The organism is Chthoniobacterales bacterium, assembly GCA_035274845.1.
Lineage (GTDB): Bacteria > Verrucomicrobiota > Verrucomicrobiia > Chthoniobacterales > UBA10450 > AV80.
On sequence record DATENU010000024.1, the window covers coordinates 127,862 to 148,523 of the forward strand.

The window sequence follows — 20,662 nt, forward strand, 5'->3', positions numbered from 1 at the left end:
GGCCCGCGAATAAACGCGAACTTACGCGAATGAATCCTGGAAGTCAGTAATTCGTGTCGATTGGCGTTCATTCGCGGGCCATCCATCAGCGGAGATTTTTGTCCAGCGCCCCGATCTTAAGAGTTTGGGGCCACTTCCAGCAAACGCCGAGCACCACCAGAATCGTCCCGAGCCCACCAGCCACAACCGATATCACCGGCCCGAACAGTGCCGCGGTCAATCCGGACTCCAGCGCGCCGAGCTCATTCGAAGTGCCAATGAAGATATTGTTCACCGCGGAAATTCGTCCTCGCATCGTGTCGGGTGTGACCAGTTGGAGCAACGTGTGGCGGACAACCACGCTCACGCTGTCGAAGACGCCCGTCATAAAAAGCATGGCGAGCGATAGCCAAAGATAACGCGACAACCCAAAAATAATCGTGGCCGCCCCAAACCCGGTGACGCACCAGAGAAGCGTTTTGCCCGCGTGTTTCATCGGCGGCAGATAAGCGATGAGCAGCGCCATGATGAAGGCGCCGATCCCGGGCGCAGCCCGCATCCAACCGAGACCGATCGGACCGCAATGCAGGATCTGGTCGGCAAAGATCGGCAGGAGCGCGGTCGCCCCGCCGAGAAAGACCGCAAACATATCGAGCGTGATCGTCGCAAGGACCACCTGTTTACTCAGGACAAACCGGATGCCTTCCTTGAGGCTGCGCCAGGCGTTGCGCTCGCTGCTGCTCCCCCGATCGCTGCTCCGAATCGGGAGAATCAGGAGGAAAAACGAAAACGCACAGAAAGCGTCGAGCGCATAAATGAACGGGAATCCGGCCCGCACTATGAGCAGACCTCCCAGCGCCGGACCGACCACCGACCCGATCTGAAAAACGCTGCTGTTCCAGGTGACGGCGTTTGCGAACACCTCGCGCGGAACAAGCTGAGGGAAATAGGAACTGCGCGCGGCCCAGCCAAAAGTGCGTCCCATCGCCGAGATCAGCAGGATCAAATAAATCAGCGGAATGGAAAGGTCGTCGAAATGGAAATAGGTGTGCCGTTCGAAAACCGTGGCGATGGAAAACAGAAAACGATTGCCCGCCCGGAGAAATCCCCAGTCAGGCATGTTGAGGTGGTTCCAGGAAACGAAGGCCAGGGCGAGCGAGCAGATGGCGCTCAGTGCCTGGGTCACCAGGACGATCCGTTTCCGCGGGAAGCGGTCGGCGATATGCCCGGCCGGCAGCGACAAGAACACGACCGGCAACGCGATCACCAATCCAACCAGACCGAGCGCCGTCGCCGAATGCGTCCGCGCGTACATCTCCCATTCGACGGCCACGATGAACATGAGCCGGCCGATGACGGAGATGAGGTTGCCGGAGGTGTAGAATGAAAATCCGGAATACCGGAAAGCGGCGTAGGGATCGTGCTTCGCGGGCCGGTCCAGGGTGCCTTCCGCCGTCGTCGCGCGTTCCGCCCGCGCAGCCTCGTAGGGCGGTGGCGTTTCGTGCGGCTTTGGGTCAGGCATCGGTGAACGCGTCTGCGTTCACATCCGCGCACGAGATTCTAGAAGCGTTCCTTCACGCCGCAACACCGCGAGATCTCATCGGAAGGCAAACAATGAATGACTTCCGTTCAAGATGCCCCGATAAACCGTCATGGTCATTTATCACGTTACGATCGCTCTTGAGGCGAGCATCGAGGCCGAATGGGTTGACTGGATGAAGCGGGTCCATGTTCCCGACGTGCTTCGAACCGGATGTTTCTCGGCCTGCCAAATCTGCAAGGTGATTGGGGCCGCGGGTGATGAGGTGACCTACGTTCTGCAATACGATTGCCGGTCGCTGGAGGAGTATCACCGTTACCGCGACAATTTTGCTCCGGCTCTTCAGAAGGAACACTCTGATCGGTTTGCCGGGCGCTTCCGCGGTTCCCGACAGATTCTCGAGGAGATCGCTGTAGTTAAGTTGGCCGAGTCCTAACGGCGGACCGCGATCCCTTGCGCTTCGAAATGTCCGCCGCGCAAGAGCGGGCCGGAGCCGATGAAAGCGCGGGCCGGAAAATCCTTCGTGAAATAAGTCCGATACACGTCGTTAAACTTTTCGTACAAGCTCAGGTCCGGACAAAAGATCTGGACGGAAACCAGGTCGTCCATCGTCATGTCAGCCGCGGCGAGAGTTGCCTTCACGCCATCGAGGAGAAACCGGATTTCCTTTTCGACTTCTTCCGGTGCCTTTCCGGTTTGCGGATCGACGCCGATCCGGCCCGCCAGGTAAAGGGTGTTACCCGACAGCACCGCGTCGCTGAAGGGCAATTGATCCTTGCGAGTGGGAAGGACGATATGCCGCAACGGCCCGATTACCGTCTTGGCTTCGGGGGAAGCCGCGTCGGCTTTTTCCCTCACGGCCAATCCGACCCCAACTGCTACCGCCATCGTGAGAACGGCCAGCGTTATCCGACCTCGTATCGTTGATTCAATCCATGTGCGCATAAACCGAGCATGCGAAACCAATAAGAACGAAGCAAGGTTCTCGTCGAATTCAGAGACCTTCTTGGAGCCGTCACCCTAATGGGTGAAGCCAAGTGGGGAGGGCCTTTGCGCGCCCCGAAAGGTCCCCATGGTCCGCTAGATTGGAATCCTAAGGACTGACCCGGCGTCCCAGCGTTCGACGTCCACTTCCGCCGCGCGATCACGGGTGCTGACGAACCGCGCGGCAACTTTCGTGCAGTCAGTCTCGGCGGCAGGCATCCAATCCCAAGCGATGCTATTTTGGGACGATCCATGAGCTTCCGCCAATACCGGTCAACAATTACGCAACGACACCGGGACCTCCTGGCGCTCTCCCAAGATCCCGCACGTTTCCGGGACTGCTTCAATCTTCAAAGAAACCTCCTCTCGCACATACTCAAGGTGGAGAGGCGAGCACGAAGGCACAGGGGCAGAGAGAAAGAGCTTCGACGATCTTTACACTCGCGGGGACATGTGTTAACGAGGCTAGGAGCAGACAGGTTACGGAAACAAATCGCAAGGTGCGTAAGCGAGCGGGGCGATTTTACGCATGTGTTGCACGCCCTTCGCGCCATTGGCGACGGCATCGCGTTTACCTACTTCGACCGTTTTGACCTCAAGCCGATGGCCCTAAAGCCTCCTGCAGGGTACCTGTCGGGAAAGGCTGGCCTCGCGCTTGAGCGCGCTGTCCTTCGGAAAGCATTCGACATGGGGGCCGTCGCCGTAATGAATGACCTGACGACGTGCCTTAGGCATGGCGACCTCACTTTCCTAACTCGATCAGGGCAGCCGGGGCTCATGGAACTCAAGTCCGGTACTTCGGCGAGAGCCAGAGATAGGCGGCAGGCTCAACGGCTCACTGAGCTATGTGACTATCTGACAAGCGATGTAACCAGGGTGATATTTGGTAACGACAGGGAAGTTCGCCGCGTTGCGGCCTGGGGAAAAGTCACAGACCACACCGAGGCGATCACCGGTCTCCTACAAAGGCGAACCAACGGCACGGTGCGGATCATTGCTGAGCCTGGGCTGGCCTATGTCGTTGCTCACACCGAGACTGATCCCGCTGAGGTATTTGGAGCAATGACCGATGGCCTGGCAGAAAAGCCACTGGTATTCTTTCTGAACGACATGAAGTGGGAGCCAGCGGGGTACTTTCCCTTTACGCTCACGATGCGTGATCCAGAAGGTCTGTTCGCGTTCTACTGCGGCGACATAGTCGTCTTCGTCATATTGGATCTAGGCGTCTTCAAGGCACGAATGGGCGAGGCCGGTTTGAGCGCCACCTTCGAAGACGAAGCCGAATACGTGGTAAGCCTGAAACGCGTGGGGGCCAACGTACCGACTGCGAAGCTGTCAAGGCATCTATTTACTCGGTTGGCCTCGGAATTCATAACATTGGATTGGCTGGTAAGAGAGTGTGCTTGGGCTTATCAGCGAGCTGAGGAGGCGTTCGTCTCCAAAGCGACACATCAACCTGCGCCTAAGGATTCTGGAGATTGAAAACGTCGAAGAGGCCGATGCCGCTCGCACCATTTCGATCTTGAATGATCGCAGTGTAAGGGCCCGAGGGGAGCGTGGTGATGATGGCGGATTCGAGATCGTTTAACGGCGCCAGATTCGATTCCTGGATCTCGACTGCGGGGCCTTCCCGCCAGTTGTCGTTCTCGGCGATCAGGAAGCCGTTGCCGTCGCGCAACTGAAGGACCGGATCGGGCATCGGGTTGGGTACTCCCGCCGCGGCCAGGGATGGCGCGACGCCCCGAACCAGGACCCGGGTGTTGCCGGTGGTTCCGTTGATAATGAAGCCGCCGATCAGGACGTCGCTCTGCGGACCGACCGAGCCGCGCGTGCTAATGTTGCCCAGGGTGGAATTGGAGGCGGGGCTGAGATCGTAGACTTCAACCAGAGCGGTCCCGGTGCCGCCATTTTTTCCGGCGATCACCGCGGTATAAGCGCCGGGCGCGAGGGTTCGGATCAGCGCCGCTTCCAATTCGTTGCCGGGGGCAAGGCCGGTGGATTCGATCTCGGCTTGTTGGGAGTCGCTCCAGTTATCGTTGGCCGCGACGAGCGCACCGGCGCCGTTCCGCAGTTCCAGAGTCGGATCCCCGAGCGCCAGGGGAACTCCAAAATCTCCCAGCGACGGACCCATCGCCCGGACAATCACTTTTTTCGGCGCGGTCCCGCTGATGATGAAGCCGCCTATGAGCCGATTGTCATCCGTCCCCGCGCTCACCCGGGTCGAGATGTTGGCCAGCGCTTCCGCCGGGACCACGAACAGAGGCGGGCCGATGTCGGGATCGGCGCCGTCCGGATCGCGTGGGAATTTGGCGTAGGGCAGACGCGCCCCCAGATAGGCGAATTGGTCGGCGCGAATGGGAAATGGCGCCAGGAAATCGTGCGTGCCGGAAGCGCCCACGATGTCATCCTGATCGACGCCATCGCCGCTGATCCCGATCGCGCCAATAAGCTGGCCATTGCGATAGAGCGGAAATCCACCGGGAAAAATCGTTATGCCGTTCGGAAAGCGGGGGTCCATCCCGGAGGAATCGAGAACGAAATTTGGAAGCGCGGCGCGGTTGAAGCCGGAGAATTGTTCCTGGAGCCCGTAGTACGGACCGGGATCCTGGACGTCGAGGCCGGGAGGATATTTTGTCTGGGCGAGGAACCCAACGGTGCGGGTCGAAAGCGCGAGCGAATTGCTTGAAAACCCGAGCGCGGTGCGTCCTTTCTGGACCGCGACATCCCAGCTGAACAGCGTTGCTTCCCCGGTGCGAAACGCGCCGAGCACAGTCGGATTCACGGCGGGATTGTTCGGGTTGTTCACGACCGTGATGAAGACCTGCATCTGGGTTCCGATGGGCAGCCGAATGCCGGCCCGCGTGGTCCGGGCCCGGTCGGCTGCGAAGTTAATGATGCTGGTGACCTCTGCCGCGGTGAGGCGCGCCTGGCCGTTGATAGGGGTCGAGATCGGGTCGCTGGTGATGGGCTGGCGGATTTCGCCCTGCACCCCGCCGAAAGTGGCGACCGGATACGGGAAGGGCGGTGGCGCGCCCATGACGGGGAATCCAGGCGCGGCGGCCCCCTGCAGCGTTTGGCCCGAAGTCGGCGACGGCGACAACACGTAGGGGAGCGCGATCCCGTTGATATAAACGTTGTTCGCCGTGATTGAGCTGGACGGGCGATAACCGGTCTGGCCCGCGAGCGCGACTTCCTCGTCCACATCGTAATCGGGAATGAACGTGAACGGATTCTGGGAACGAAAGACAACCGGGCCCGGGATCGTGTCGCCGGTAACGCCGATCCCGCCGACCAGGACGCCGTTCTGGTAAAGTGGAACGCCACCCGGCGATCCATCGAGCGAGGTGCCGAAGACCGGAACGATGGTCAGGCCCGGAGTGCTGCTGAAACTGATGACGCTGCCCGGCGCGCGGAATTTGTTGATGTCGGAGAAAAACAAATTCGAAAGGCCGACGCCGACGAGCGGGCCGGGCGGCGTGTTACGGACGCCAGGCGGAAAATGCTGTTGGATGATGAAACCGGCCGTGCGCGAGGTGAAGGCGTTCTGGTTGCTGCTGAGATAAGAGGCGGTGCCGGCCTTGGAAACGCAGCTGGAGATCTCCAACGCGGTCGGCGCGACCCCGCTGACGCTCCAAACCGCGAGGACGTTGCCTTCGCGATCGGTGACGGCGATGATGCTGTTCGGCGAAATCTGAAGGGCGCGGGTGGTTGCCTGGTTGATGATGGTCTGGACATCCACGGCGGTGAGCTGCGCCCGGGCGACGCTGGACCCGAGGAGAACGGCGGCGGCGAGCAGGGATGAAAGGCGGAATCTCACGGGGTTTGGTTTCATACTAAATTCGCGTGGGTTGGGGAATGAAATTCCCCGGAGCTTCGACGCGATGACCCTACGGCCTGTGGGCAGGCCGTCTCCAGCTCGCGCTGTCGTGCCTTGGAGCCGGCACGCCATCGTGCCGGAGAGAGCGACGCAAGATCAGGAGCAAGATTCTAGAGCGAAATCCACCTTTTTCCGCCCACCCCTTAAGCTTGCTTATGCGAGGGACTTTCCGGCATTCTTCGCACCCCTATGCCCTTGTCTCGCCCAATGGCCGGAGCACGAAGCAGACGCCTGCTTTTTGCGGTCATTCTATTGGCCGCGGCGGGGATCAATCGGCCGCTCGCCGGCGATGAAAGCCCGGCAGAAAATGATGAGGCACGGGTGGAAATAAATGGCGGACCGAGCAAGGCGGACCGTGTCGCGGCGGCTCCAGCGCGCAGGAAAACAGGGCGCGTCGACATCGACCTGGGCGACAGCAAGGATGTCGCCGTGGAGTTGAAGTCAGCGCGACGCAAAGCCGGTCTCGTCGAAATCGACCTGGGCGATAGCAAAGATGCCACGGTGGAGATCGTCCGCGATCGCAAGGGAGCCGCGATCGAGATCAACGGTTTCCGGGTTCATCCCCATTTCAAAGCGGGCCGGCGCTATCTCTTCGGACAAGAAGAGGCCCAGCTCGATCCGCCGCTGCCGCCCTCGCAATTCAACCCGGACCCGGGCGGCGGCAATCTCCTCGAACCGGAAGAGCCGCCGGATTTGTATCCGCCCATTCTGCCTCAGCCCCCGGATTACACAGAGGAACCGGTGCCGCGTTCGCTCGGATTGCCGCGCCGCGGGGTGCGTGAAATGACGCCGGAACGACGCAAGCTCGATTACGACTCTTATCCCGACTCTGAGGCCGGCCGCGGCCTTCTCCCCGGCTCCGAACCCGTGCCCAATCGCTGGTTCGTCGGCTTTGGCCAATGGCAGCGTTACGCCGATCCGCGCACCGAGACGCCCTATCAGACCGGCCGGCTCCGTTTCTGGCACCCCTATTTGCAGAGCACGCTGAAAGGCGACTCGCCCATCATCGGCCAGGACATCTTTCTTAACCTGACGCTGAACGATTTTTTCCAATTCGAGGGACGCAAGCTTCCGACCCCCAGCGGCGTCAGCGCCGCGCGCCCGAATAGCTCGGAATTTTTCGGGCGAAGCGAACAGCTCTTTTTCTCGAACGACTTCTCGATCGGCGTCGACCTGTTTAAAGGCGAGACCGCATTCAAACCGGTGGTCTGGGCGCTCCGGCTCCTTTTCGTCGCAAACCACAACTACATCACGGTCCGGGAGAACAACGCGCTCGATCCCGATCCGCGCGGCCCCGGCTTTACCGGGCCCCGGCCCCCGCAAGTGTTCCCCAATCCCGGGGACCCGTTTGCCGGACTCGGCCCCGGCCTGAGGCCGTTACCGCAGGACCTGGCCGACACGCGCTACACCACCCGGCAAAAGGACTTTTACGCGCTCCAGGAAGCGTTCGGCGAAATCCATATCCGCGACCTGACGAACAATTACGATTTCCTCTCGTCGCGCTTCGGGATTCAGCCGTTCGTGAGCGATTTCCGCGGCTTCATCTTTAACGATTCGAATCTCGGAATCCGAATCTTCGGCAACTACGAAAACAATCTCTGGCAATACAATGCCGTCGTGTTCGATATGCGCGAGAAGGACACTTACTCGGACCTGAACAAGTTCGACGACCGCGATCAACGCGTCTTTATCGCGAACGTTTTCCGCCAGGATTTCTTCGCGAAAGGCTACACGGCCCAGCTCAGCTTCCACGCGAACCTGGACGAACGTTCGCGTCACTACGACCAAAACGATTTCATCACCCGGCCGGCGCCGATCGGGGCGGTGCGCGATCATTATGTCCACGCCTATTATCTCGGCTGGACGGGTGACGGGCACATCGGAAGGTTGAACATCAGTCACGCGCTTTACCAGGCGCTGGGCATCGACGAGTTCAACGGCATCGCGCAGCAGCGGGTCGACATCAACGCCCAGATGGCAGCGCTGGAATTGTCGATCGACAAAGATTGGCTTCGCTTCAAGCTCTCCGGCTTTTACGCGAGCGGCGATCACGATCCGCGAAATTCGACCGCCACCGGTTTCGACACGATTTTTGACAAGCCATTCTTCGTCGGCGGACCGTTCTCGTTTTTCGTTCACCAGGGGTTCAACCTCGGCGGCACGTCGGTGAACTTTAAACAGCGCGACAGCCTGGTGATCGATTTGCGGACGAGCAAAAGCGAAGGGCAATCGAATTTCGTAAATCCGGGCACGATCATTCTCGGCTATGGCAACGACGCCGACATCACGCCGAAGCTGAAGGCGTTTCTGAACGTGAATTACATCTGGATGGAGGACACGGCCACGATCCGGCAGGTCTTGTTCACGAACCACACCAGCAACGAGATCGGTCTCGATTGCAGCCTGGGATTTCAATACCGGCCCCTGCTGACCAACAACATCATCATCACCGCGGGCCTTGGCTTTCTCGTTCCGGGCGCGGGTTACAAAGATATCTACCGGGCGAATACGAATCCGGTTTTCGGATATCCGGGCCCGTCGCCAGGGAAGGTGGATGATTTTCTCTATAGCGGGATTTTTACGATCACGCTGACCTACTGATGAAAAGGCGAAACGGGCGCGTTAAGGAAGAGCCGGGCGTGGAGTACGGCGAGAGGGGGAAAGGCAGAACGTCCAACGTTCAACGTCCAACGTCCAACGTCCAACGAAGAGAGGGTGGCGCGACGAGTGCGGGCGAAAGGCGGTTTGATCTGGAGGAGCGACTGCTTGAGTACGCGGTTCGAATCATTCGGCTGGTTGATGCATTGCCGGCTAGTCGAGCGGGAAGGCACGTGGCCGATCAGCTCTTGCGTTGTGGCACGTCGCCTCTCGCAAACCACGGTGAACTTCAAGGCGCGGAATCGCGAAAGGATTTCGTTCACAAACTTCGGTTTTGCTTAAAGGAGATCCGAGAAGCACGACGATGGCTGCGCTTGGTCCACCGCGTTCCCCTTCTTCCTCCCGCAAAAGTCGAGCCGCTCCTCAACGAAACTGAGTCCCTCGTTAAGATCTTCGCCGCCAGCATCCGGACCGCGGAAAGGAACAAAGGGTGAACGCGCCGTTACGGCCTCTTGCGTTGGACGTTGGACGTTGGACGTTGAACGTTGGGCGTTTTCTTTTTCCCCTTCTCTTCATCGCTGCCCCGACCTTCGCCCAGGAAGAGTCCGGCTACGGTCCGCCAACTTCTCTCCCCTCGAACTTTTCCATCACCCCGCCCTCGGCCCGCCCTCGCCAAAATTGGATCGATCAATCCCAGGCGGCGGCTGACGCGAAAAGCTCGGGTTGCAATCAGTGCCACCAGGGCGTCGAGCCGATGCACCAGGCCTCGCATGTCGTCCTTGGTTGCACAGATTGCCATGGCGGTAATCCGGCCCGAGGCCTGAAGAAAGAGCAGGCGCACGTTCTGCCGCGGAATAAGGAGTTCTGGAAAACCTCGGCCAATCCACCGAACTCGAACGTTTGGCTCAACCACGAATCGGCTGAGTTCATTCGCTTCATTAATCCCGGCGACCTGCGCGTGGCGAAACAGGCCTGCGGCCTTTGCCACGACGAGATCATTCGCAATGTCGATCACAGCATGATGAATCACGGCGCGATGCTCTGGGGCGCGGCGCTTTACAACAACAGCGGTTTCTATCTGAAAAACTATCGCTTCGGCCAGGCCTATGGCGCCGACGGCGCGCCTCTTCGTCTGATCAACTACACGCCCGTCACGCCTGAGGACACCAAGTTCCGCGGCATCCTTCCCTTCCTCGATCCGCTTCCGCGATTCAACCTGAGTAATCCGGGAAATATCCTGCGCATTTTCGAGAAGGGCGGCGAAAAGCAATTGCAGCTCGGAATTCCAACCACCGAAGAACCACCCGGTAAACCGCTCCGGCGGTTGTCCGAGCGTGGACTCGGCACGCTGAACCGGACCGATCCCGTTTTTCTGGGTCTGCAAAAAACGCGGCTGCACGATCCGCTTCTCGGCTTTCTCGGTTCGAACGATCACGCGGGCGATTATCGATCGAGCGGCTGTTCGGCGTGCCACGTCGTTTACGCGAACGATCGTTCGCCGACCAACTCCGGCCGGTGGAGCAAATACGGCCACCAGGGGCTGAGTTTCACCGCGGACAGAACGATTCCAAAGAACGAGCGGGGGCATCCGGTCCTGCACCAGTTCTCGCGCTCGATCCCGTCGAGCCAATGCATGAACTGCCATATGCATCAGGGCAATCTCTTCGTGAATCCCTATCTCGGTTACACCTGGTGGGACCAGGAAACGGATGGCGAGCTGATGTATCCCAAACAGCAGCGCAACCCGACGCCTGATGACCTGGTGATCGAGACCCAAAGCAATCCCGAGGCGGCCGCGGCGAGAGGGCTCTGGGGTGACCGGGAATTTCTCGACAAAGTTTCGGAGCTAAACCCGCAGCTCAAGCACACCCAGTTCGCCGATTACCACGGCCACGGCTGGGTTTTCCGCGCGATCTTCAAGCACGATCGAAAAGGCAACCTGCTCGACCTTCGCGATAACAAGATCCCGCACGACGATCCGCAGAAATTCGCCAAGGCCGTTCATCTCAAGGACGTCCATCTCGCGCACGGAATGCAATGCACGGACTGTCATTTCGAAAAAGACGTGCACGGCAATGGAATGCTCTACGGCGAACCGCGCAATGCGACGACGATTAATTGCATCGATTGCCACGGCACCGTCAATCAGCGGCCGACCTTGGTGACGACGGGGAACGCTGGCGCGTTCGATCTGCTAAATGGGAGCAACACGCCGTGGGGACCACGCTTCGTTTGGGAAGGGACGAGACTTTATCAGCAGTCGGTCATGGCCCCTGATGTTCGCTGGGAAATTCCGCAAACGATCGACACGGTTGATCCCCTCTCCTCGCACTACAATCCGAAATCGGCCTATGCGAAAACGCTCCGGCGCGACGGCAAAACCTGGGGCGGGGCCGTAGCCGAAATCGCCGATCCCGGTCAGCAAACAACCGGCGACAGCAAGGCGGGCTACAGCCGAATCCACCTGGCGCACGACAACAGCGCGATGGATTGCCAAATCTGCCACACCTCATGGGCAACGAGTTGTTTCGGCTGCCACCTGCCGATGAAAGCGAACCAGCGGGTCCCGCTCAATAAATTCGAAGGCGTCACCGACCGGAACTATACGACCTACAACCCGCAGGTGGTGCGCGACGACGTCTTCATGCTCGGGATCGATGGGACGGTAAAAAAGAACCGGATGGCCGTGATCCGTTCTTCAAGCGCGGTGGTGGTCAGCTCGCAAAACGCGAATCGCGAGTGGGTTTACTCGCAGGCGCAGACCTTTTCGGCCGAAGGCTATAGCGGCCAGGCGTTCAATCCGCATTTCCCGCACACCACCAGCGGCGTCGGGACGACCAAGAATTGCACCGACTGCCATCTCTCGAAAAACAACGACAACAACGCCTGGATGACGCAGCTCCTCGGGTTCGGCACCGGCACGGTAAATTTCTTCGGGCGCTACTCATACGTGGCTGAAGGCAGGCACGGGTTCCATGCGGTGGTCTGGACGGAGCCAGACGAGCCGCAGGCGGTGATCGGCAGCCATCTCCATCAAATCGCCTACCCGGACAATTATCGGAAACATCTTGAAGCCGGTGCGGTGCTCAAAGAGGCGCACGAACACAGCGGACACGACGTTCAGGATATCGTGCTGCGGGGCGAATATCTCTACACCGCGAACGGCCCCGGCGGCTTCGAAGTTTTTGATGTCGCGAACATTGACCAGAAAGGTTTCTCGGAACGCATTGTCAGCGCGCCGGTTTCGCCGCTAGGGCAACGGACCCGGGTGAACACGAAATACGCGACCTCGGTGGTGATCCCCAGCACCCTTGCGCTCGATCCCGCGCGGGTCCGCCTGCCGGAGAATGAGGAGCAGCCAATCGATCTGTTTTACGCCTTTGTTTATGTCACAGATCGGGAAGAGGGCATCGTCGGTTCAAACGTCGCCACCCTCGTTGATGGAAATCCCGACAACAATTTCCTCAAGCGCGATGTGACCTTCAATCCCGACGGCGCGCTCACCGGCGCCAGCTTTGCGACTGCCGCCGGACATCGTCTCTATGTCACCACCCCGCGCGGATTGTTCGTGGTCGATTGCACCGACCCGATGCATCCGCAGCTGGGCGGTCAATACACCGGCAATTTCCTGCGCAACCCGCATTGCGTCGCCATCCAGTTCCGTTATGCCTTCGTCACGGATGATGACGGCCTGAAAGTCCTTGAGATCACCAATCCGTACCGGCCGGTGCCGGTTTCGGGGGCGACGGTGCAGCTTCGAAATCCGGGCCGTCTGTACGTAGCGCGCACCTACGCCTATGTCGCGAACGGTCCGGAAGGCCTTGCCATCATCGACGTCGAAAATCCGGAACGGCCGCATCTCGACCAAATGTTCAACGCCGGAGGATTGCTCAACGACACCCGGGCCGTTCAGATCGGGAGCGTGAGCGCCTCCCAGTTCGCTCTGGTTGCTGATGGCCGGAGCGGACTGCGCGTCGTGCAGCTCATCTCGCCCGACACGGTCCCCGGCGCGCAAGGATTCAGCCCGCGGCCCAATCCGAAATTAATCGCCACCTATCCCACCCCGGGCGAAGCGATCGCGGTTTCGCGCGGCCTCGAACGCGACCGCGTCGTGGACGAAACCGGCGGGCAAACGGTCGTCTTTGGCCGGCGCGGCTCACGCCCGTTTCACCTCGATGAGATGGAAAAATTCTATCTCCGTTCCGATACGGCCGATTCGAAGGACGGCCAGCGGTGGGGAAGTTTGTATTACGTGGAAGACGTGATGGCCAGGAACGGAAAGTTAATGACGAAAAGCGGCGTTCTCTTGAATCCACTTCCAACTCCCACGCCCTCCGCCGCGGAAAGCCCCACTCCACCGCTGGACTACCTGCCAGACATCGAGCCGAGTCCCATCGAAGGCCCCACTCCGCCGCAACGGTAGGGTCGCTGCGCTGCGGCGACCGCTTTCGACAATGCACGCGCAAGAGGACGGCGCAGCGCGCCGTCCCTACCACGAGAAAAGGAATTGCCCACGCCCACGCTTTTCGGCTAAAAAGTTCGAATGGCCGATAAAGCAAACAAACTTCCTGAAAACGTTCCCGGCGCCTGGTACGTGGATAACACCTGCACCCCCTGCCGCGTCTGTCTGGATGAGGCTCCAAATCTTTTGAAATACAACGACGACGAAACCTACGTCTATTTTTACAAGCAGCCGGAAAACGACGAAGAGACGGCTGCCGCCCAGCGCGCCCTGGACGTTTGTCCGACCCTCGCAATCGGCAACGACGGCGAATAATTTTTCTGTAGCTGCGGTCGCTGACCGCCGAATCGCCGCGTAAACCCAAATCCCGGCGGTGCTAAACCACCGCTCTAAAATATGGCAAACGAAACTCCAGCCGCGCCGGCCAAACCCGCGTCGCAATACACCCGCGCGAATCCCTTTCCCGGAAAGCTGACCGTCAATCGCAGCCTCTGCGGCGAAGGGACGGACAAAGACACCCGGCATTTCGAGATCGATCTCACTGGCTGGGGACTGAATTACGAAGTCGGCGATTCGATGACGGTTTGGCCGACGAACGAGCCGGCGCTGGTAGATGAAATTCTGAAGATGATTGGCGCCAAGGGCGACGAGCCTGTGAAAGGCCCCAAGGGAGAAACAACGCTCCGCGAAGCGCTCCTTCGCGACTGCCGGATCACCCAAACGACGCCGAAGTTTTTGAAGATGATCACCGAACGCGCCAACGCCGCGCCGTTGCTGACCGAACTTCTCGACCCGGAACGCAAAGAGGACCTCGACCGTTATCTCTGGGGCATGGAGGTGATCGATTTCCTGATCGAGCACCCCTCCATCAAAATCACGCCACAGGAATTCGTGGATGTCCTGGCGAAGCTGCAGCCGCGTTTGTATTCAATTGCGTCCAGCCTCAAGGCCCATCCGGACCAGGTCCATTTCACCATCGATGTCGTTCGTTATGTGAGCCACGGCCGGAAGCGTGGGGGCGTTTGTTCCACGTTTCTCGCGGACCGCGCAGGCGATGTCCCGATCCCGGTTTTCCCCAATGCGTCGAAGTTCCGTCTTCCGGATGATTCGAACACGCCCATTATCATGGTGGGCCCGGGAACGGGCGTGGCGCCTTTTCGGGCCTATTTGCAGGAGCGCCAGGTGACCGGGGCGAAAGGGAAAAACTGGCTCTTTTTCGGCTCGCAGAAGGCGGCTTGTAATTATTTTTACCGGGAAGAATTCGAGAAGCTCCAGGGCGACGGCGTCTTGACCCGGCTCGACCTGGCGTGGTCGCGCGACCAGGAAAAAAAGGTTTACGTTCAGGATCGGATGCTCGAGAACGCAGCCGAGATCTGGAAGTGGATGGATGCCGAAGGCGCCCATTTTTTTGTTTGCGGGGACGCGCGCCGGATGGCGAAAGATGTCGACGCCGCGCTCCGCAAAATCGTGGAAGAACAGGGCGGCAAAAGCGTGGACGACGCAAATCAGTACGTCGAAAAACTGAAGAGCGACAAGCGTTACAAGCGCGACGTTTACTAGGCGGGGCGGCTCCGCATGACGGAGAGAAGGGATGCACCGAGGAACGCGGCGAAGCTCGCCGCGGCGATCGTTCCACCCCAAATAAGCCACCAGGGGCGATAGACCAGGATGAGCCGCCCATTCGCCCCGGCCGGCACTTCAATCACCGGCATCAGGCCGCGATAGGAAGAGACGCCGATCAACTGGTCGCCGAGTTTCGCGCGATAACCGTTGAAGAACGGACGAGAAATGGTGAGCAGCGCCGGCGGGCCCCCAGCCGGGACCGTTATATCAGCCTCCAGCCGGTTGCGCCCATCGACGATGCGAGATATCGCCGCCGAGGAAAATTGCTCACCGGGCCGCGAATCGAGTGAGTTCACGGATCGGACTCGCCCCAGCAATTGTGTCCGATGAAAGACCCGGCCTTCCGCCGTTGTTGCCGCCAATTCCCATTCGTTCCCAGGCTCTGGATTCTGCGGCACGTCCTTGGCAATCACGATTCCATCCACACCGAGCCGAGCCAAAATCCCTTCCACTCCGCTCTCGTGTTCAAGCAAAGCCGCGGCCTTGTCGGGATCGATCTCCCCATGAATAGCGCCGTCGAATTCACGAGCGACTCCCGCCGGCCGGATCGGGCTGTAGCCGTTCACGAACCGGACGCCGGCCCACATCGAGGTGCTGCCGGGACGCAAAGTTGTTCCGAATGGTTCCGGGCATTTCTCGACTCGATAGGCATTTTCGGGCGCGGGATAAATGCTGAGATAGAGGCGCTGCGGATCAAGAGGCGCCGCCTGGGTCAGTTCTTGCGCGAGGTTGTATTTCGGGACTCCGCAATTGGGCGGGATCCAAAGGTAAGTCCCCAGCAAAGTGGCGAAGGCCACCGTCGCCGGCAGCCAGCTTCGGGCGAAACGCCAGCCTGATTGAGCAAACATCCGGAGCGACTCTGCCGCGCAAAGTGCGAGGACAAGGTGGACCAAAGGAAGCCAGCGAAAGCTCCAACGGAAAACGCCAGCGGTCGGCAACATGCAAAGAACAAGCGCCACCGCTAGAAGGCCGAGTTCCCAGCCCAGACGGCGAAACAAGGGGCGACGAAGAAAAACCAGCCCGGCAATCAGCGCGACGGGCGGAACAAAGCCGGAGGCCAGTTCCGTGGCGGTGTGCGGCATGAGACGCGAAGAAAAATCCACCCAGTTGACGGTCCAGTTCGGGAAAATGAATCCAGGCAACGCCGTGAACGGGACCCGCCATTGAAAATGCTCGGCGCTGTCCTGAACGGCCCGGGCGGAGCCATGAATATAATCGAGGAGCGCGAGCCACGCCGGCGCGGAAAGACCCAGCCCAAGAACGATCCCTCCGAGCAATGGGAAGATCGAGGAAAAGTTTCGGGTTCGGCCTAACGATCTTACAACCAGCCACGCCGCGACTAACGCCATCATCAGGACCGTGTAGGGAAACCCGCCAGTCACGACGAGGTAGACGAAGGGCGCCGGCCAAAGAAACCGCCATTGGCTCCGGCGCGAATCGAGCGCTCTCTCCATCCCCCACCAGGCCCAGGGCACCCAGGCAAACGCGCCGAGCGCGCCAAACCAATCGGTCGCACCCCAGCAAATGATCCAGCCGTTGAGCGCGGCCACGAGCCCAACGAGGAGCGACAGCGGCGGCGCCAGTTCGCGCCCGCGAGCCAGCAGGTAACCACCCATCGCGAGAACGAACAGGTGCGCGATCGAGAGAGCGGCGGCCTGTTGCGGAAAAGTCAGCGGAAACTTCCAGATCAAGACGACCGCGGCATTAACGAAAACGGAAAACGTTCCGTACTGAAATTCGCCGGCGAGATTGCCACAGACCCACGAATATGGACTCAGCAGCGGCCATTCGCCGTGCGACCAACTCCGCGCCACATCAGCAAAGACGGGAAGGATCGAAAGCTCGTAATCGTCGTTCCAGAAAACAAGCGGATCGTGCCAGAGGAGAAGGAGACAGAAGGCCGTAGCAAGCGCGCCGGCGGCGAACGCGCCAACGGCATCGCGCGCTGGTGAATGGTGACCGGTGATCAGTGAATGGTCAGGCACAATTCACCAGTCACTAGTCACCATTCCCGCTCCGTTTACAGAACAACCGGGGCGCCTTCGGTCAGCAACAGCACTTTGTCGTCGATGCCTTGCGTGCGGGCGGCGGTGAGGAGACGCGCCGGCGGTTCGTCGAGGGGCTCGTAGCCCAGTCGGAAACTTCCGTAGTGCATCGGCACCAGGGTTTTCGCCTCCAGCTCAATGAACGCCTGGACGGCCTGCTCCGGATTCATGTGGACCTCGCGGCCCGTCGGCGCGTCGTATCCGCCGATCGGCAGCAAAGCGATCTCAATAGGATGCCGCTCCCCAATTTCCTTGAAGCCTTCGAAATAAGCGCTGTCGCCGCAGTGAAAAATCGTGCGCCCACCCATCTTGACCACAAACCCGCCGAACCCGCGGTGAAGATCGGCCAAAAATCGGGCCCCCCAATGCGCGCAGGGCGTCAGCGAAATTTCGATCGGGCCGAGCTTCACTGTCTGCCAGTAATCGAGCTCGTGGACGATATTGAAACCGAGGTCATGCACCAGATTGCCCACGCCGATCGGAACGACGATCGGCTGATCGGCCGCGACCTTCGCCAGTGTCCTCCGGTCGAGATGATCGAAATGCGCGTGGGTAACGAGAACAAAATCGATGGAAGGTAAATGATGGATCTCGAAGCCCGGCTTCTTGAGGCGCTTGATCACTTTCAACCACTTGGACCAGATCGGATCGATCAAAACATTGATCTCGGGTGTCTGGAGCAGAAACGAAGCGTGTCCGATCCAGGTAATGCAGATCTCGCCCTTCCGGATTTTCGGAAAATGAGGCTGCCTCCGATCGCCGGCGCGCTTGGTGAAGAGCGACGGGATCAGGACTTCCGTGAGGAAATTGCGCTTGTGCCAGTCCGCGCTCGGGATCAGCCGGACGCGAGTCGAGCGTTTGATTTCAGCGCCGTTCTCCGCCGCCTGGCGCACGACGTTCCTCCGGCTTTTTTTCGAAAAAGGAATCGGCACTGTTGCGCAAGCATATAAGCTGGCCGGGGTGAAGCAACCTTTCGCCACGATGAAGCCCCTCTAAAACCGCAAATCCCCCCGAACAGTGAAGCTGCCAAATGCATGGCCGCGCCAGCCGTTTATCGGCGTGGCGATCGCGGCGAGCGCCGGAATTCTGGTGGCCGACTTTCTGCCTCGGTCTGATTCTGCGGTTGGGATTGCCGTCGCGCTGCTTGCACTGGCCAGCTTCTTCTTCCGCAACTCGCCGGCAGTTTATCTGTTTGTCGCGTCGGGCTTCTTCTTTCTTCACAGTCTGCGAATAAGCGATACCCCGGGATTACAACTGGCCCGCGAAATGGGAGAAGAACCGCGTCCCGCAACCATTCGAGGCGCGGTCATAAGCGAGCCGAAGTCTTCCGCGAACGCCTTCGTCTCATTTCTGTTGCAGTCCGAGTCGATCGAGATCGATGGTGAGACGCGACCTTGTCACGCGAAGCTTTTCGGACGCTGGCGTCACCCGGTCGAATTTGGCGACGAGCTCAAACTCTTTGGCACGGTCGAGAAGGTCGGAGTGCCCCGAAACCCGGGTGAATTCGACATGGCCTCCTATCTTGCCCGGCAGGATGTGCACCGGGCCCTGATCGTTCGCTATCCCGAGAATGGCACTGTGCTCCACCACTCGGGCGGCAACCCCATCCTTCGCGCCGCCCAGAAATCTCGGGGTTGGATGCAACGCGTCCTCTGCCGCGGTCTGGAAGACTCACCCGATGTTACCGGGTCGATTAGCGGCATGGTGCTCGGTTTGCGTCATCAAACACCCGAAGATATCGAGGAGCCGTTTCAACAGACCGGCACGCTGCATTTGTTCGCTGTGGCCGGTCTCCATGTCGGCATCGTCGCCCGGCTTCTCTGGATTCTGGCCACGGTCCTTCGTCTGCCGAAGAAATGGGCGACGCTGCTTATTGTTCCAGCACTGCTGTTTTATGCGGCGGTCACGGGTCTGCACACTTCGAGCGTTCGCGCGGCATTGATGAGCGCTGTGCTTCTCGGCGGATTTCTCGTGGAACGAAAAGCGTTTGCCCTCAATGGCCTGGCCGCCGCCGCCGTTCTGATCCTTGGCTGGGACACCAATGAACTTTTCTCGATTGGCTTCCAGTTATCTTTCTCCGTCGTGGCTGCGATCATAATCCTGGCCGAGCCCGCCTTTCAGCTGCTTCATCGCCGCCTTGAACCGGATCCGTTCCTGCCGCGAAGTTTGTTCACGGCACGCCAACGAGCGCTCAACCATTCGCTCTCCTGGCTCGCCCGCGCGGTTTCGGTCTCCTTCGCGGCCTGGCTCGGGTCGATGCCACTCATGCTTTGGGATTATCATTTGGTCACGTTGAGCTCCGTGGTGGCCAACCTCGTCGTAGTTCCGATCGCCTTTCTAGTGCTCGCTGGCGGCTTGCTCTCGATGGTCGTCGCGCCGGCGTCTGCCTCGCTTTCCGTCGTTTTCAACAACGCGAACTGGGCCCTGACGAAAATAATTCTCGGCGCCGTCCATCTCTTCGCGCAGATCCCGGCAGGACACTTCTATCTCGAGCATCCGGGGTGGCCCAGCGGCGCGAAGCTCGAAATCAACGTCCTTGATTTGAGATCGGGCGCGGCCGTGCATGTCCGATCGGGAAATCGGGATTGGCTCTTCGATGCGGGAGCGACGCGCGATTACGATCGGACGCTGCAGCCGTATCTTCGCTCCCGCGGCGTGGATCGCCTCGATGGTCTCGTCTTAACCCACGGGGATGCCAGTCATGTGGGCGGCGCGCCGGGCGTGCTGCTTGATTTTCGCCCGCGCCAGTTCTTCGACACCAGGGCGCTAGATCGTTCGTCGATTCATCGCAAACTCCTGGCGTTGGCAGCCATCGACAAAAACACGCCGAAACCTTGCCAGGCTGGCGCCGAGATAGATCTTTCTCGCGAGGTCAAAGCCCGAATTCTCTTTCCGCCGGCCGGTTTCGAAACGGAGAGCGCCGATGATCAGGCGCTCGTTATCCAACTGATTTATCTCGGAAAGCCCTGGACGCTTCTCATGTCAGACAGCGGCACCGCGACGGAAAATTTCTTGCTGCAAAAATACTCGGATCTGCGAAGCGCTATTCTTGTGAAAGGCCAGCACCACTCTGGTAACTCCGGGTCAGACGCTTTTCTCGATCGCGTTCAGCCCCAGGCGATCATCGCCACCGCGCGTGATTTTCCGGAGAGCCAGCGAATGAAACCGGAATGGGCCGAAAAGACGCAGGCCCAGGGCATCAAATTGTTCCGCCAGGATGAAACCGGCGCGGTGCGGATCCGGATTTTCGATGACTATTGGGAAGCAACGAACTATCTCACCTCCGAAACCTTTCGCAGGACGAGGCGATGAATCTCGGCGTTCTCGCCGCGGAATCGCTTTTCAAACGTGCTGACGGCGGCCGATGTCGAGTGGTCTGGAATTGTTTCAAACTCCAACGACGCCGACACCAGCTGCTCAATTTGTCTGAAATATTCAAGCTGATCGGTCGCAATCTTTACGGTGCCACCCGGGGCCAGTCCACGATAGAGGGAGCTCAGAAACCCTGCGGTCACTATTCGGCGAGAAGCATGACGACGCTTCGGCCATGGATC

The 20,662-nt window shown here is 59.7% G+C and carries 12 protein-coding genes; 7 read left to right on the forward strand and 5 right to left on the reverse strand.

Translation table 11 applies throughout. The annotated features are described in order from the left end of the window. Positions 1 to 85: 85 nt before the first annotated feature. Positions 86 to 1,501 carry an MFS transporter gene (locus tag VJU77_18565; protein HKP05359.1) on the reverse strand — a complete coding sequence of 472 codons (1,416 nt, stop codon included), beginning with the start codon at positions 1,499 to 1,501 and terminating at the stop codon, positions 86 to 88. 130 nt (positions 1,502 to 1,631) lie between these two features. On the opposite strand from VJU77_18565, the gene VJU77_18570 reads away from it, so the two are divergent. After that, positions 1,632 to 1,955 (forward strand): DUF4286 family protein, encoded by a 324-nt coding sequence (locus VJU77_18570; protein ID HKP05360.1) that lies wholly within the window; start codon positions 1,632 to 1,634, stop codon positions 1,953 to 1,955. Here VJU77_18570 and VJU77_18575 read toward each other — a convergent pair. Next, complete coding sequence (locus VJU77_18575) at positions 1,952 to 2,407, reverse strand: Rid family hydrolase (protein ID HKP05361.1); 456 nt, start codon at positions 2,405 to 2,407, stop codon at positions 1,952 to 1,954. The genes VJU77_18570 and VJU77_18575 overlap by 4 nt on opposite strands. A gap of 627 nt (positions 2,408 to 3,034) precedes the next feature. Here VJU77_18575 and VJU77_18580 point away from each other — a divergent pair. After that, complete coding sequence (locus tag VJU77_18580; GenBank protein HKP05362.1) at positions 3,035 to 3,985, forward strand: hypothetical protein; 951 nt, start codon at positions 3,035 to 3,037, stop codon at positions 3,983 to 3,985. On the opposite strand, the gene VJU77_18585 is transcribed toward VJU77_18580, so the two are convergent. Then, complete coding sequence (locus tag VJU77_18585) at positions 3,966 to 6,335, reverse strand: heme-binding protein (protein ID HKP05363.1); 2,370 nt, start codon at positions 6,333 to 6,335, stop codon at positions 3,966 to 3,968. The two genes, VJU77_18580 and VJU77_18585, sit on opposite strands and share 20 nt — an antisense overlap. 240 nt (positions 6,336 to 6,575) lie before the next feature. Here VJU77_18585 and VJU77_18590 point away from each other — a divergent pair, with 240 nt between their 5' ends. The 4 genes from VJU77_18590 to VJU77_18605 all read left to right on the forward strand — a co-directional run bounded on the left by VJU77_18590 (position 6,576) and on the right by VJU77_18605 (position 15,000). Further along, positions 6,576 to 8,981, forward strand: coding sequence for a hypothetical protein (locus VJU77_18590; protein HKP05364.1), 2,406 nt, complete (start codon positions 6,576 to 6,578; stop codon positions 8,979 to 8,981). 487 nt (positions 8,982 to 9,468) lie between these two features. Further along, positions 9,469 to 13,401, forward strand: a complete 3,933-nt coding sequence (locus tag VJU77_18595; GenBank protein HKP05365.1) for a hypothetical protein — start codon at positions 9,469 to 9,471, stop codon at positions 13,399 to 13,401. 120 nt (positions 13,402 to 13,521) lie between these two features. After that, the gene (locus VJU77_18600; protein HKP05366.1) at positions 13,522 to 13,755 is read left to right on the forward strand and encodes a ferredoxin; all 234 of its coding nucleotides are present in this window, start codon (positions 13,522 to 13,524) and stop codon (positions 13,753 to 13,755) included. A gap of 81 nt (positions 13,756 to 13,836) precedes the next feature. Further along, on the forward strand, positions 13,837 to 15,000 hold the full coding sequence (locus tag VJU77_18605; GenBank protein HKP05367.1) for a sulfite reductase subunit alpha: 1,164 nt from the start codon (positions 13,837 to 13,839) through the stop codon (positions 14,998 to 15,000). On the opposite strand, the gene VJU77_18610 is transcribed toward VJU77_18605, so the two are convergent. Both VJU77_18610 and VJU77_18615 read right to left on the reverse strand, forming a co-directional pair. Continuing rightward, entirely contained in the window at positions 14,997 to 17,048 is a 2,052-nt protein-coding gene (locus VJU77_18610; GenBank protein HKP05368.1) for a hypothetical protein, read from the reverse strand. The genes VJU77_18605 and VJU77_18610 overlap by 4 nt on opposite strands. Positions 17,049 to 17,083: 35 nt before the next feature. After that, entirely contained in the window at positions 17,084 to 18,001 is a 918-nt protein-coding gene (locus VJU77_18615) for an MBL fold metallo-hydrolase (GenBank protein HKP05369.1), read from the reverse strand. A 124-nt stretch (positions 18,002 to 18,125) separates the two neighbouring features. On the opposite strand from VJU77_18615, the gene VJU77_18620 reads away from it, so the two are divergent. Continuing rightward, the gene (locus VJU77_18620; GenBank protein ID HKP05370.1) at positions 18,126 to 20,420 is read left to right on the forward strand and encodes a ComEC/Rec2 family competence protein; all 2,295 of its coding nucleotides are present in this window, start codon (positions 18,126 to 18,128) and stop codon (positions 20,418 to 20,420) included. Positions 20,421 to 20,662: the final 242 nt, after the last annotated feature.

Excerpts from the sequence above, each read along its gene's own strand:
- VJU77_18575 (HKP05361.1), bottom strand. The coding sequence starts at position 2,407 with ATGGCGGTAGCAGTTGGGGTCGGATTGGCCGTGAGGGAAAAAGCCGAC.
- VJU77_18585 (HKP05363.1), bottom strand. The coding sequence starts at position 6,335 with ATGAAACCAAACCCCGTGAGATTCCGCCTTTCATCCCTGCTCGCCGCC.
- VJU77_18565 (HKP05359.1), bottom strand. The coding sequence starts at position 1,501 with ATGCCTGACCCAAAGCCGCACGAAACGCCACCGCCCTACGAGGCTGCG.
- VJU77_18570 (HKP05360.1), top strand. The coding sequence starts at position 1,632 with ATGGTCATTTATCACGTTACGATCGCTCTTGAGGCGAGCATCGAGGCC.
- VJU77_18605 (HKP05367.1), top strand. The coding sequence starts at position 13,837 with ATGGCAAACGAAACTCCAGCCGCGCCGGCCAAACCCGCGTCGCAATAC.
- VJU77_18600 (HKP05366.1), top strand. The coding sequence starts at position 13,522 with ATGGCCGATAAAGCAAACAAACTTCCTGAAAACGTTCCCGGCGCCTGG.